This window comes from Clostridium cochlearium (genome assembly GCF_900187165.1).
Lineage (GTDB): Bacteria > Bacillota > Clostridia > Clostridiales > Clostridiaceae > Clostridium_G > Clostridium_G cochlearium.
In genome coordinates, this window is the sequence record NZ_LT906477.1 from 1,855,538 (window position 1) to 1,870,401 (window position 14,864).

At 28.5% G+C, this 14,864-nt stretch carries 15 protein-coding genes; 1 reads left to right on the forward strand and 14 read right to left on the reverse strand.

Annotated features, from left to right (window positions below; all coding sequences use genetic code 11):
- Positions 1-40: 40 nt before the first annotated feature.
- From scfA to ruvA, 7 genes are all read right to left on the reverse strand, one after another.
- On the reverse strand, positions 41-178 hold the full coding sequence (gene scfA / locus CKV72_RS09140) for a six-cysteine ranthipeptide SCIFF (RefSeq protein ID WP_089865423.1): 138 nt from the start codon (positions 176-178) through the stop codon (positions 41-43).
- Between the two features lie 94 nt (positions 179-272).
- On the reverse strand, positions 273-638 hold the full coding sequence (locus CKV72_RS09145) for a TIGR04086 family membrane protein (RefSeq protein WP_089865426.1): 366 nt from the start codon (positions 636-638) through the stop codon (positions 273-275).
- A 60-nt stretch (positions 639-698) separates the two neighbouring features.
- Positions 699-1,034, reverse strand: a complete 336-nt coding sequence (gene yajC, locus CKV72_RS09150; protein ID WP_095178390.1) for a preprotein translocase subunit YajC — start codon at positions 1,032-1,034, stop codon at positions 699-701.
- 124 nt (positions 1,035-1,158) lie between these two features.
- Complete coding sequence (gene tgt, locus CKV72_RS09155) at positions 1,159-2,289, reverse strand: tRNA guanosine(34) transglycosylase Tgt (RefSeq protein ID WP_095178101.1); 1,131 nt, start codon at positions 2,287-2,289, stop codon at positions 1,159-1,161.
- 43 nt (positions 2,290-2,332) lie between these two features.
- The gene (gene queA / locus CKV72_RS09160; RefSeq protein WP_095178102.1) at positions 2,333-3,358 is read right to left on the reverse strand and encodes a tRNA preQ1(34) S-adenosylmethionine ribosyltransferase-isomerase QueA; all 1,026 of its coding nucleotides are present in this window, start codon (positions 3,356-3,358) and stop codon (positions 2,333-2,335) included.
- Positions 3,359-3,391: 33 nt separating this feature from the next.
- Positions 3,392-4,423 (reverse strand): Holliday junction branch migration DNA helicase RuvB, encoded by a 1,032-nt coding sequence (gene ruvB, locus CKV72_RS09165; RefSeq protein ID WP_420896634.1) that lies wholly within the window; start codon positions 4,421-4,423, stop codon positions 3,392-3,394.
- Positions 4,424-4,435: 12 nt separating this feature from the next.
- The gene (ruvA, locus tag CKV72_RS09170) at positions 4,436-5,029 is read right to left on the reverse strand and encodes a Holliday junction branch migration protein RuvA (RefSeq protein WP_095178104.1); all 594 of its coding nucleotides are present in this window, start codon (positions 5,027-5,029) and stop codon (positions 4,436-4,438) included.
- 133 nt (positions 5,030-5,162) lie between these two features.
- Here ruvA and CKV72_RS09175 point away from each other — a divergent pair, with 133 nt between their 5' ends.
- Positions 5,163-5,783 (forward strand): hypothetical protein, encoded by a 621-nt coding sequence (locus CKV72_RS09175; protein WP_095178105.1) that lies wholly within the window; start codon positions 5,163-5,165, stop codon positions 5,781-5,783.
- A gap of 77 nt (positions 5,784-5,860) precedes the next feature.
- Here CKV72_RS09175 and CKV72_RS09180 read toward each other — a convergent pair whose 3' ends face one another.
- The 7 genes from CKV72_RS09180 to CKV72_RS09210 form a co-directional block, all read right to left on the reverse strand.
- A complete protein-coding gene (locus CKV72_RS09180) occupies positions 5,861-6,601 on the reverse strand; it encodes a YebC/PmpR family DNA-binding transcriptional regulator (protein ID WP_089865447.1) in 741 nt (246 codons plus the stop codon).
- 110 nt (positions 6,602-6,711) lie between these two features.
- Positions 6,712-7,359, reverse strand: coding sequence for a YigZ family protein (locus CKV72_RS09185; RefSeq protein WP_095178106.1), 648 nt, complete (start codon positions 7,357-7,359; stop codon positions 6,712-6,714).
- A 4-nt stretch (positions 7,360-7,363) separates the two neighbouring features.
- Positions 7,364-8,041, reverse strand: coding sequence for a HEAT repeat domain-containing protein (locus tag CKV72_RS09190; RefSeq protein ID WP_089865453.1), 678 nt, complete (start codon positions 8,039-8,041; stop codon positions 7,364-7,366).
- A gap of 11 nt (positions 8,042-8,052) precedes the next feature.
- The gene (gene pdxR / locus CKV72_RS09195; protein WP_095178107.1) at positions 8,053-9,459 is read right to left on the reverse strand and encodes a MocR-like pyridoxine biosynthesis transcription factor PdxR; all 1,407 of its coding nucleotides are present in this window, start codon (positions 9,457-9,459) and stop codon (positions 8,053-8,055) included.
- Between the two features lie 142 nt (positions 9,460-9,601).
- Positions 9,602-10,498, reverse strand: a complete 897-nt coding sequence (locus CKV72_RS09200; RefSeq protein WP_095178108.1) for a nucleotidyltransferase domain-containing protein — start codon at positions 10,496-10,498, stop codon at positions 9,602-9,604.
- Positions 10,499-11,062: 564 nt separating this feature from the next.
- Entirely contained in the window at positions 11,063-11,284 is a 222-nt protein-coding gene (locus CKV72_RS09205; RefSeq protein ID WP_089865462.1) for a hypothetical protein, read from the reverse strand.
- A gap of 110 nt (positions 11,285-11,394) precedes the next feature.
- Positions 11,395-14,829: a pyruvate carboxylase gene (locus CKV72_RS09210; protein ID WP_174209108.1), complete on the reverse strand. Its 3,435-nt coding sequence runs from the start codon at positions 14,827-14,829 to the stop codon at positions 11,395-11,397.
- Between the last annotated feature and the right edge of the window lie 35 nt (positions 14,830-14,864).

The following is a 14,864-nucleotide window of genomic DNA, read 5'->3' on the forward strand; positions in this document are numbered from 1 at the left end:
ATTTAAAGCAGTAACTTTTAAGTTACTGCCTCTTAACTCATTAGTTTTCACAAGCTAAATTTGCAACTGTACATGAAGTTTTACATGCTGATTGACATGAATTAGCACATTCCTTACATCCTGGCTTACTTAAGCTATTTTTTATATTTGATTTATTAATAGTTCTTATATGTTTCATTAAAATTCCTCCTATTTTGTTGATATATCAATAAAATTATAACACGAAAATATTATAAAATAAAGTAGATTAATAATCTGTAAAATAAAAAACTTCAAACATTAACTCCTATCATCCCTGAAAGTATACCTACCAACATTGCCATTACAACCCTTACAATTCTCACATAATATATACCTGGAGTATTTCCTGCAATTATTGAAAGTACATATAAAATTATCATGTATATAGTGGCTATTATTAAACCTATTAGCCATCCTTTTTTATTTATCTTTTTAACAGCATAAATAGTTCCATACATTATACTAAGTATAGAAACTATAGTATAAAAAATAGAATTACATTTATCACTTAAATCTGTAAAACTCATAATTATTGCATAAATAACCATTAGTGCCACTGTTAGTACACTGCTTCTTAATATCCCTTCCCCTATAGGTATAAAGCTACTTTTTTCCAATTTAAAACACCCCCATCTACTATTATTTATGTAAAAAAGAGGTGTTTTATTCTAATTTTTTTAGTTTTCTTTATATCCTATTTCCTTATTTTCTTCATCTTTTTTATCTTCTTTTTCTTTGCTTTCTTCTTCTATTGAAGCAGATTGTAATACTGATAATATTCCATTCTTATCTAATTTTATTCTTGCTCTATTAGGTCCAGTTTCAAGAATTATAAATGTATCTTGTATATTTACAATTCTTCCTAATATACCCCCTTTAGTTATTATTTCATCATTTAAACTAAGAGAACTTAGCATATCACCATACTTTTTCTTTCTCTTTTTTTCTGGTATATACATCATAATGTAAAATAAAACCAGCATTAGTATAAGTGGCATAAAAGCCCCTAGCATGCCTCCTTTTGGAGCAGCTGCAGCTAAAAATAAATTTCCCATAATTTTACCTCCTATAATATTAAACTATATTATATAGTTTATAAATTGTTTGTTATCATGTAAAGCATATATTTTAATTTTTTTAAGCTTTTCCATTCCAATTCTGTAATTTTTCTTTCTTAAATTCTTTAAAATAATCTCCTTCAATAGCCTTTCTTATATCTTCCATTAATTTATTATAAAAATACAAATTGTGTAAAACACATAATCTCATAGCTAACATTTCTTTTGCTTTAAATAAATGCCTTATATACGCTCTTGAATAATGTTTACACGCTGGACATTCACATCCTTCATCTATAGGATTTTCATCTAATTCAAATTTAGCATTCATTAAATTTATTTTACCATACTTTGTAAATACATGTCCATGCCTACCATTTCTTGCAGGTAATACACAATCAAAAAAGTCTACTCCCCTATCAACAGCTTCTAATATATTACTTGGAAGTCCAACTCCCATAAGATATAATGGTTTATTGTCTGGAAAAATTGGAGCTACCTCCTCTATGATTCTATACATTTCTTCGTGAGTTTCCCCTACTGCTAATCCTCCAATAGCATATCCATCTAAATCCATATCCACAATTGTTTTAGCATGAGCTTTTCTTATATCTTCATAGGTTCCACCTTGATTAATTCCAAATAACATTTGCTTTTTATTTATGGTATCTGGTAGAGAATTTAATCTATCCATTTCTTTTTTACATCTTTCTAACCATCTAGTAGTTCTTGCTACAGATTGTTCTACATATTCTCTAGTAGACGGGTTAGGAATACATTCATCAAAGGCCATAGCTATTGTTGAGGCTATATTGCTCTGTATTCTCATACTTTCCTCTGGTCCCATAAAAATTCTTCTTCCATCTATGTGAGAATTAAAATAAACTCCCTCTTCTTGTATTTTTCTTATTTTAGCTAATGAAAACACTTGAAATCCACCAGAATCTGTTAATATAGGTCTATCCCAATTCATAAACTTATGAAGTCCACCCATTTTTTTTATAACTTCATCCCCTGGTCTTAAATGAAGATGATATGTATTAGATAATTCTACCTGACATCCTATTTCTTTTAAGTCCATAGTAGAAACCGCACCCTTTATTGCTGCTAAAGTACCTACATTCATAAATACAGGTGTTTCTATAGTTCCATGAGGAGTTTCAAATCTTCCCCTTTTTGCATTTCCACATTTTTTTATTAAAGTATACATAAGTTCACTCCCTATTGTAAGTTTTTCATTATATAAATAATTTCTATTTTACAAACATAGCATCTCCAAAACTAAAGAATCTATATCTTTCTTTAACTGCTATTTCGTAGGCATTTAAAACTTTTTCTCTTCCACATAAAGCACTTACTAACATTATTAAAGTAGATTGTGGAAGATGAAAATTTGTTATTAATGCGTCTGTAACCTTAAATTCATAACCTGGATACATAAAAATATCAGTCCATCCTGAATCTTCAATAACTTTACCATATTTAGTACCTAATGTTTCTAATGTTCTACAAGAAGTAGTTCCTACTGCTATAACTCTTCCTCCATTTTCCTTCGTAGAATTAATTATATCTGCTGTTTCTTTATTTATGCTATAATATTCAGAATGCATTATATGATTTTCTATTTCTTCCTCTTTCACTGGTCTAAAAGTTCCAAGGCCTACATGTAATGTTAAAAATGCTATTTTAATTCCTTTTTCTTTTATTTTATTTAATAATTCTTCAGTAAAATGTAATCCTGCAGTAGGTGCCGCTGCCGAACCAGTTTCTTTTGAGTAAACAGTTTGATACTTCTCTTTATCCTCTAACTTCTCTGTTATATATGGAGGTAAAGGCATTTGTCCAAGTCTATCTAGAACTTCTTCAAAAACACCCTCATATTGAAATTTAACTATTCTGCTTCCTTCTTCTCCCATGCCTATAACTTCAGCTTTTAACTCTCCTTGTCCAAAGACAAATCTACTGCCTATTTTGGCTCTTTTCCCTGGTTTAACTAAAGTCTCCCAGGTATCTTTATCTTTTCTTTTTAAAAGTAGAAATTCCATTTTACCTCTAGTTTCTTCTTTTTCTCCAATTAATCTTGCAGGCATTACTCTTGTATCATTTAGTACAAGACAGTCCCCCTTATTTAAATAATCTAATATATCTTTAAAAACCTTATGCTCCACCTGTCCTGTTTCCTTATCTAATATCATTAATCTACATTCATCTCTTTTTTCTAAAGGATGTTGCGCTATTAATTCTTCTGGTAAATAGTAATCAAAATCTTTTGCTTTCATTATTTCCTCTCCTTAGCTTTAAAATCTACTATCCTATATTTTAAATTTATATTGGTTTATATTTTCTTTTTTTATATCTCTTTTAAAATGCTTATAGGTCTTTTCAGTTGCTACCCTTCCCCTAGGAGTTCTCATAATAAATCCCTTCTGAAGTAAATACGGTTCATAAACATCTTCTATCGTATCTAATTCTTCACCAATAAAATAAGCAAGAGTTTCTAATCCTACTGGTCCTCCATTGAAATTATCTAGTATAGCCTTTAATATCTTGGTGTCTATACTATCAAATCCCTCTTTATCTATTTCTAAAAGTTCTAATGCTTTATTAGTCATATTTAAATCTATTATTCCATCTCCCATAACTTCCGAATAGTCTCTTACCCTCTTTAATATCCTATTTGCAATTCTTGGAGTTCCACGAGAGCGCCTTGCTAACTCATAAGCCGCCTCTTCCTGTATTTTTATATTTAATATTTTAGAAGATCTTATTATAATATCCTTTAATTCCCCTTCATTATAAAATTCCATAGGACATAAAACCCCAAATCTATCTCTTAGAGGTGCTGTTAAAAGCCCTACCCTTGTAGTAGCCCCTATAAGAGTAAACTGTGGTAAGTCTAATCTTATGGATTTGGCAGCAGCCCCTTTTCCAATAACTATATCTAAAGCATAATCTTCCATGGCAGGATACAATATTTCTTCTACTGCTCTATTTAATCTGTGAATTTCATCTATAAAAAGCACATCATGTTCATTTAGAGTTGTTAAAATAGCTGCTAAATCCCCTGCCCTTTCTATAGCCGGACCAGAAGTTATCTTTAAATTTCCCTTCATCTCTTTAGCTATTATATTTGCCAAAGTAGTCTTTCCTAATCCGGGAGGACCGTATAATAATACATGGTCTAAAGATTCACCTCTATTTTTAGCAGCTTTTATAAATATTCTAAGTTTTTCTCTTACCTTACTCTGACCTATATATTCTTCTAACTGAGTGGGTCTTAAATTATATTCAATGTCTGCATCTTCTTCAATACTTAAGGGGGTTACAAATCTATTATCCAACATAAATCATCCCTTTCATCCCATTAAATATTTTAAACATTCCTTTATTATATCTTCTAAACTATTTTCTTTATCTACATTTTTCAAAGCTTTCTCTGCTTCTTTTTGAGAATATCCAAGAGACATTAGAGCTGCTAGAGCTTCAACACAATTCATCTGTAAATTATTCACACCATCTATATCATCAATATCTGAAATTATATCATCATTTTTAAATTTATCTTTTAATTCTAATATTATTCTCTCTGCTGTTTTTTTCCCTATACCTGGTGCCTTTGTTAAAAGTTTTGTATCTTCTGTTACAATTGAGTATTTTAATTTATTAATACTAGTTACAGAAAGTAAAGATAAAGATGATTTAGCTCCTACTCCACTTATAGTCATTAATAAATTAAACATGTCCCTTTCTTCTTTTGTAAAAAAACCATATAAATTTATAGAATCATCTCTTAGTATTTGTTGAATATATAATTTTATTTCTTCATCTTTTTTAGGAGTTTCATATAAAGTATTGCCTGAAGTAAATATCTTATATCCTATGCCATTATTTTCTACTATTATATAATCTTTATGCATTCCTTTATATATTCCTTTTATGTAGTCATACACGTTCTCCAACTCCTTATACATTATACTAAAATTTATCCATTATAACTTTACCACTATAATATAGCTAATTCAAGAAAAAAGATGTATATAACATTGTTTAACTGTCAATAATATCCTATAGGAGAGTGATAAAATGGATATATTTAAGAAGAGAAGATTGTATTTTATAATAGGAATTATGCTATGTATTTCTATATTTAGTTTAACCTATTATATTTCCACAGTTAAAATAAAAAAGAATGTTAATGATGATGGTAAATTGCAAGTAAATAGTATCAATCAAAAAAACAATGATATAAATCTACAAGTAGAAAAAGAAAATACATTAAAAGACGATGGCTCCATCATATTAAAAACCAAGTATATGAAAAGTGGAGATTTATTAATTGATAAAACCCAAAAGCTAAAAGATATTTCTGATCTTAAAGAAAAAACAAGAAAAGAAATAGAATTAAAATTTAGTAAAGATGGGTATGTTATAGAAAGCTTTACTCCAGATAAAGCAATTTTAGTAAGAGAGATAGATAAATATTCCCCAAACAAATATGTACTTGGGATAAAAGGAGAACATTTAGCTATTTATAAAACAGATAAATTCGGAAACATGTTTATAGAAAATGAAGAAAAAGATGTAACTAAGAAAAAAATAGAACATTTAAAAGAACAGGATATTGAACTTTTAACTAAAGGTGATAAATACTTTCAATGCAATACAAGAGAAGAAGCTTTAGCACGTTTAGAAGATTATGAATAAAATATCTTTTATAAATTAAAACCACTTTCAATAGAGACAACTTGTATCCCTATTGAAAGTGGTTTGTTTTTTTACTTTTAGCCTTCCCATTCCTCTGGGAATTCAGCATTGTGGTAAACATTTTGAACATCATCATCATCTTCAAGTTTATCTATAAGTTTTTGAAGACCTTCTGCTCGTTCCATAGGTATTTCAATAGTTGTATCTGGAATCATTGTAACTTCTGCAGATAAGAATTCAAAACCTTCAGCTTCTAACTTTTCTCTAACTTCTCCAAAATCTTCTGGTGAAGTTATTATTTCAAAAACTTCTTCTGACGCTTCAAAATCTTCAGCTCCAGCATCTAATGCTATCATCATGACTTCATCTTCATCCATATCTTCATTTCTTTCTATAATCAACTGTCCTTTAGATTGGAACATCCAACCTACACATCCTGTTTCCCCTAAGTTACCTCCATGTTTTGAAAAAGCTGCTCTTACATTTCCTGCTGTTCTATTTTTGTTATCTGTTAAAGTTGATACTACAAAGGCTACACCATTAGGTCCATATCCTTCGTAAGTCATTTCTTCATAGTCAACCCCCTCTAGTTCTCCTGCTCCTTTTTTTATGGCTCTTGTTATGGTATCTTGAGGCATATTATTCGCTCTAGCTTTAGCTATAATATCTCTCAATTTACTATTAGTATCTGGATTAGATCCACCCTCTTTTGATGCTATTATCAATTCTCTTCCTATTTTAGTAAAGATTTTTCCTCTTTTAGCATCCATTTTTCCCTTTTTAGCTTGTATATTATGCCACTTAGAATGTCCTGACATTCTATCTCCTCCTTTTTATATGCTAGAATAAAGGTTAATTCATCTATATCCTAAGAAAAAACACTAAATAATTATATCATATATAATATATTTTTCTCAAATATAATCTGCTATTCTCCCTTATATAATCTATTTTCAATTTTAAAATAGTATCCCTCATTATCAATTTTAAAATCACATTTTCCTGAAGTTGCTTGTACAACTTCTTTATTTATATTATTTTTCATTTCATTTGTACAATATATTATTATTTCAACTTTATCTGTATAAATGCTCTCTTCTATATGCCAGTTATTTTGTTCACAAATATATTGTACTTTCCCTAAAATATCATATTCTATGAATATATGATAAGAAAAACCTTCAACTCTTTGTACTATTTCTGCTTCATGAATAGCTTGAGCTGCTCCCTTACTATAGGCTCTTACTAATCCACCTTTTCCTAGTAATATACCTCCAAAATATCTAGTTACCACAATTACAACATTCGTTATCCCATTTTTTTTAATAACATCTAATACAGGTACCCCTGCTGTTCCCTGTGGTTCACCATCGTCAGTATATCTTTGTATTCCCATATTTTCTCCAATAATATATGCATATACATTATGAGTAGCGCTACTATGTTCTTTTTTTATTTTATCTATAAATTCTTTTGCTTCATCTTCTGTATAGACCCTTTTTGCATGACCTATAAATGTAGATTTTCTTTCTTCAAATTCTGTACTAACTGTATTTTTTATAGTATAATAAGCCATTAACTCACCTCTTTAAATTAGAATCCTCTTCTTTCAAAACTTCTGTATAATTTTCACAAGCATTTTTTATATAATTTTTGTCCCATTTTTCTTCTAAGGTTTTTATTTTGTCTATTGCCTTTTTACTTTTTATTTTCCCTAAAGCTTTTATAGCATACAAAACCACCTGTGGATTATCATCATCTAATGCTCTTATTAAAGGTATTTCAAAATCTTCATGAGCTATTTTTCCCATGGCAGATATGGCCATTCTCCTTATGTTTATAAACTTGTGAACAGATCCCTTTAAAAGTACATTATTACAATTTGTTGCTTTTAATTCTCCCACAATCCATACAGCTGTTTCCTTATCTTTCGGTGGCATATCAGCATAATTATTTTTTATATAATTCAATAAATTTTTCTTTATTTTTTCTTCTAAAGATTGTAATAAACTTAGTTTATCTAACTTACCTGCTTTACCTATATTTTTTAGTAATTCCTTTTCATCCTGGCTTTTCACAAAAAAACTATATTTTATTTTACCATGAATTATATGATTCTGTACTTCTTGTTTACTCATATTTCTTATTTTACATATTGTATCTATATTTTTACCTTCTAGAAATAAAAAATAAGTTATTTCTTCATTGGAATATTGTTGTACATTATTCCAATCCACTTTTAATAAGCCTTTTCTCATTTTTATTTCACCTAATTCCATTCTTTTAATACTTTTTCTATAATTTTAAAACCTTTTTTTATATCTTCTATGCTAGTTTGTGAAAAACTTATTCTAAAATACCTCATACCTTCTTCAGGTTTTTTATAAAATATAACTCCTGGTGTTATAAGTACACCTTCTTCTTTTAATATTTTAAAAAGTTCTAAACAATTTATACTAGGATTTTTAATTGTAGCATATATATGTAATCCACCTGTTGGCACATATATATCTAGATATTTTTCTAAATCTTTTATATTATCTTTTATAAACAAATATCTACTTTTATACATACTATTTAATTTTTCTATATAACCTTTCCAAACATCTTTTCTTATATATATATCTAGAACTCTTTGCATTAAACTAGAAGTGGCTATATCCGTATTTATTTTTGAATTCTGAATTACATCTCTAAATTTATTTGGAGTAATCATATATCCTAGTCTTATTCCTGGTAAAAATATCTTAGAAAAACTTTTAATATATATAACTCTATCATTTCTATCCATGCTTTTAAAACTTATGTATTTATCATCATTATATATTAATTCTGAAAGATAATCATCTTCTATGATGTAAAAATCATAAATTTCAGCCATATTTAAAAGTCTTTGTTTCTTTTGCAAGCTATAAACAATACCTGTGGGATTTTGAAAATAACTCATTACATAAACAATTTTAACTTTATTTTTTTTAACTAAATCCTCTAAATAATCTAAATCCATTCCATCTTCTTCCATAGGAACTTCTAATATATTTGCTCTTCTCCATTTAAATACAGCTATAGCTCCGCCATAAGTAGGTCTCTCTATAATTATATTATCACTAACATTAACAATGGATTTAGATACTATGTCTATACCCTGTTGTGCTCCTGAAACTACTAAAATATTGTTAATATCTATTTTATCATTCCAAAAATATTTGTTTATTGAATTTCTTAATCCTTCATATCCTAGAGCCTCTTGATATACTAAAGCTTTTGTACCATCTCTATCTAATACTTCATTTATAACCTTTTTAAACGGTTCTATAGGAAAAGTATCACTACAAGCAGCTTCTCCAGAAAAATCTATATAGTTTTCTACCCCTTTAAGATTTATCTTTCTTACTACTTTGCCATATTTTTTGTTTATATTTATACTTATTTCTTTTCTTTTAGCATAAGTACCACTACCAACCTTTTGAGTAGCATATCCCTCTTCTTCTAGTTTTTTATAGGCATTTACTATGGTAGTATTATTTACTTTAAGAAAAACAGCTAATTTTCTTATTGATGGTAATTTTTCTCCATCTTTTATTATATTTTTATCTATTAGTTTTTTTATATGTTGAGCTATTTTTTCATATTTTGATATTTTTATATTTTCAAACGATATACTATATTTATCCATAACATATAATCCCCTTATTTTAATTTAGAAAAAAAAGAGTTGTTGCATTAATAATAAACGCTACAATATATTGTGCCAATTTAAAATTTATAAATCAACATATTGTATGTAAATTCCTTAGTGCAACAACTCCAATTTTAAACTATAAATAATAAACATTTTCTTTAAATAGTGTTTCACCATCTTCAGTTTTATAGTCTCTAGTTTCTCTTTTTATTATTTCATTTTCATAAAGTCTCTCTAATATATCTTCTAATGAAATATCAAAGTTTTTAAACAAAGGATCATGCATAATATCTTCTGCACTTAAGAATTCATCCTTTTTTCTCATATATTCTAATAATATAGCCGTAGTTTTCCTAATATTTTTATTTATGTTTTCTTCCATAAAATCTATTATTCTTTTTATGCTATCATGAACTTCTTCTCTATTAAAAAATAAATCATCTACGTATTGTTTAAAGTCCTTATTTAAACTTACTGCCATAGTTATAGCATCTTTGCTTATCATATAACCTGATAAATTTACATATAGTTTTGAAAACTCCTCTATTGCCTTAACTACAGATATATATGCAGTGTAAACTCCATCATTTACTAAATATTTCTTACAAACTCCTATACTTTTTAAAGAATTACTTAAATAAACCATATTCCATCTTTCTCTATCTATATCTGGATAATATCTTCCTCTATCATATAAATTAGTTATATCCCTGTCTTTTGAAAAAACTAATTTACAAGAAGTAAATATTCTATGAACATATCCACCTTTAATATTCTTGTTAACCAATGCTACAAAGGTATTTTTATTCATTAATTTAACATGAACGGATATATTATCTTCCTCTATATATATATTTCTTATACCATTCATATTTTTATTTGTAATTACAAATAAATCTATATCAGACTCATCCCACAAATCTCCAGTTACAATACTCCCAAATACCATCACTGCTAAGATTTCGTCTTTGCTTTTCAACTTATTAACTAACCTATTAAATACGTCTTGATATTGCATTATAGTCCTATACACAATAACGCGCCCCCCTTAAAGTGCAATATGAATTTTAAATTATCTTATATTATATAATAATACGTTGTAAAAGTACAATATAAAAAAATTACGATGTAATTTTTTTAACAGATGACAGAGGACAATTGACATAGGACAATGAAGGAATATTTTCCTCCGCTTTGCTACAGAAAATCTTTAATTTTATAAAATCTGACCAGATTTAAAATAAATTAATCTTTATATAATAATTTATTTTAATTACTTGCTATTAATCTAGCGACTGTGTCGCAAGCCGATAGGCTGCCGTTGATTAATGAATAATGAACAGCGAACAATGAATAATTATTGAGGATTTTTTTACTTTGTTGCAAAAATCCTTGATTATATGAGCTTTTGTAAGAGCTAAAGCGATGTTTAGCAAAGCTTTAACGAGCCATCAATAAAAATGTCAATGTAGATATAATTGAAAATGGAAAGTGGAGAATGGAGAATTAAGGATAGTTGTCAATCATCCTTCATTGTCCTCTGTCCTCTGTCCTCTGTCAATTGTCCTCTATAAAAATTTTGTGGCGCAAAATTTTATTATACGCCTACTTTACTTATACGTTTTCTATAAAACTTCTTGCAATTTGTACATTCAAATATATGTATGCAATAATCTCTACTATCACTTATTGGCATTTGATTACTATAGGGGTCCATATATTCATCTGCTCTACCTTTATTCTCCATAATACCATTACAATTATCACATTTATCCTTTACTGTATAAAGGCTATTACATACTGGACATACTTTTTCCATAGATATCACTCCTCTCATAGTGTTAATTTTTGCACTATATGTTTTTTATATTCAAAAAAATGGAATGATGCTAAATTACACATCATTCCATATAATTTTATTATATATATTTATTCTCCTATTTTTACTATTAATTGTCCTACTTTTACCTGTTCATTCTCTTTTACAAATATTTTTTTAACCTTACCACTTACATTAGATACTATATTAGTTTCCATTTTCATAGCTTCTATTACTGCTATGCCATCTCCTTTTTTTACAGTGTCTCCTTCTTTAACAAGTATCTTACTTATGCTTCCAGGTATACTTGCTCCTATTTGAGATTTGTCTTCTTTATCTGCCATAGCTATATGATCTTCTTGTTGTAGATTCTTTAAATTGTTAGCCTTATCTAATATTTGTATTTCTCGCCTATTTCCATTAACTTCAAATACTAAATTTCTTTTACCATTATGCAATTTTCCTATTTCAAGAAGTCTAACTATAAGTGTCTTTCCTTCTTCGATTTCAATTTCACTAGTTTCTCCTTCTCTCAAACCATGGAAAAACACATCACTACCCATATTAGTTAAATTTCCATATTCTTGTATATATTTTAAATAATCTTCAAATACATCTGGATATAGTGCATAACTCATTATTTCCTCGTCTGTAAATTCTTTTTTATATTTATCTTGTAAATATTTTTTTATTTCATTAAAATCTACTGGTTCTAAAAGTTCTCCTGGTCTTGCATTTATAGGTTTATCTTCCTTTAAAACTATATTTTGAAGTTTTTTTGGGAACCCGCCATTAGGCTGTCCCATCATCCCTTTAAAATATGAAACCACTGAATCAGGGAAAGCCATACTTTCACCCTTTTCTAATATATTTTCTGGTGTCAAATTATTTTTAACCATAAATATAGCTAAATCCCCTACCATTTTAGAAGATGGAGTAACTTTTACTATATCTCCTAGCATATCATTTACTTTTTTGTACATCTCTTTTATTTCATTAAATTTATGTCCTAATCCAAAACTTTCTACTTGAGGTTTTAAATTAGAATATTGTCCTCCTGGTATTTCATATTTATATATTTCTGTAGTTCCAGATTTTAAGTCAGATTCAAATTGAGCATATACTGGTCTTACTGCTGTCCAGTAATCTGATATTTGTTGCAAATTATCTAAATCCAATTTACTATCTCTATTTGTATTTTTTAATGCAGCAACAACTGAGTTCATAGCTGGCTGACTAGTTAATCCAGACATACTGCTAAAAGCTGTATCAACTATATCCACTCCTGCTTCTGCTGCCATAAGTATTGTAGCTACACCATTTCCTGTAGTATCATGAGTATGAAGATGTATAGGAATACTTATTTCATTTTTTAATGCCTTTATTAATTTTGAAGCTGCATATGGTTTTAAAAGAGCAGACATATCCTTTATACCAAGTATATGAGCCCCCATTTTTTCCATTTCCTTAGCTGTATCTACATAATATTTCAATGTATATTTATCTCTAGTTTCATCTAAAATATCCCCAGTATAACAAATACATGCTTCTGCAACTTTTCCATTGTTTAAAACTTCATCCATGGCTACTTCAATACCTTTTAACCAGTTTAAAGAATCGAATATTCTAAATACATCTATTCCATTTTCTGCAGATTTTTTTATAAACTCTCTTATAACATTATCTGGATAACTTTTATATCCTACACCATTTGCCCCTCTTATAAGCATTTGAAATAAAATATTTGGAATTCTCTTTCTAAGTTCTTGTAGTCTTTTCCAAGGATCTTCCTTTAAAAATCTATAGGATACATCAAAGGTAGCTCCCCCCCACATTTCCATAGAAAAAAGATCTGATGCTAAATTGGATTGAGCCTCTGCAATTTTTATCATATCTTTACTTCTGAGTCTAGTAGCCATTAAAGATTGATGAGCATCTCTCATTGTAGTATCTGTTATTAAAAGCTTTTCCTGATTTTTTATCCAGTTTACAAGTCCTTTTGCCCCTTCTTTGTCTAATATCTGCTTAGTTCCATATTTTTCTTTATTACTATAAACTTTAGGTACTACTGGTACATCAAAATTAGGTTTGTTTCCATGGGTTTCGTTAACTACTTTCTCTCCTATATATTTTAAAAGTCTTAATTCTTTATCAGCTTTTGCATTTATATCAAATAACTCTGGATTGTCATTTATAAAATTAGTAGTACAATCACCTTTTAAAAATGTTGGATGATTTAATACATTTATTAAAAAACCTACATTAGTTTTTACTCCAGATACTTTTAACTCTCTTATAGATCTTTTTGCTTTACTTGCTGCATCTTTAAAACTTCTAGACCAAGCTGTGGTTTTAACTAGCAAACTATCATAATATGGGCTTATTATAGCTCCTGTAAATCCATTTCCTCCATCTAATCTTATACCGAATCCAGATCCACTTCTATAAACATCTATTTTTCCCGTATCTGGTGCAAAATTGTTCATAGGATCTTCTGTGGTTACCCTACATTGTATTGCATATCCTCTTTTCCTTATATCTTCTTGAGATTTTATATTTATTTCTGGTGAATCTAAACTATATCCTTGAGCTATTAATATTTGACTTTGAACTATATCAATTCCTGTTATCATTTCAGTTATTGTGTGTTCTACTTGAACTCTTGGATTAACTTCTATGAAATAGTGGTTTCCATATTTATCTACTAAGAATTCCACAGTACCTGCATTTACATATCCTACAGCTCTAGCTATTTTTAAAGCATCCTCACAAATTTGTTCTCTCTTTTCCTCAGATATGGATAATGCCGGAGCAAACTCCACAACTTTTTGATGTCTCCTTTGTATTGAACAATCCCTTTCATATAAATGAACTATATTTCCATATTTATCTCCTAAAATTTGAACCTCTATATGTTTTGGACCCTCTAAATATTTTTCTATAAATAAACTATCTATTCCAAAAGCTTTTCTAGCTTCATCTTTAGCATTATTAAAGGTTGAAATTAAATCTTTTTCTTCTTTTACAATTCTCATACCTCTTCCGCCACCACCGGCAGCTGCTTTTACCATAACAGGATAGCCACATTCTCTTGCTATTTTAAAAGCTTCTTCTTCAGATGTTATAGCTTTTTCTACTCCTGGAATAGTTTTTACACCAGCTTTTCTAGCTACTATCTTAGATTGAATTTTATCGCCTAATTTTTCTATTATATCCCCTGTAGGACCTATAAATTCAATTCCAGCCTCTCTACATTTATTAGCAAATTCACTGTTTTCAGAAAGAAAACCATATCCTGGATGTATTGCATCTACTCCCTTTTTAATGGCTAAACTTATTATTTCATCAATATTTAAGTATGCTTCAACAGGGCCCTTGTTTTTTCCTATAAGGTAAGATTCATCTGCTTTTGTTCTAAATAAAGAAAATTTATCTTCATTAGAATATATGGCAACTGTTCTTATACCTAACTCTTCACAAGCCCTAAAAATCCTTATGGCTATTTCTCCTCTATTTGCCACCAAAACTCTTTTAAATTTTTTAATCACCACTAATTCATTCCTTTCTGACAATTTAATTA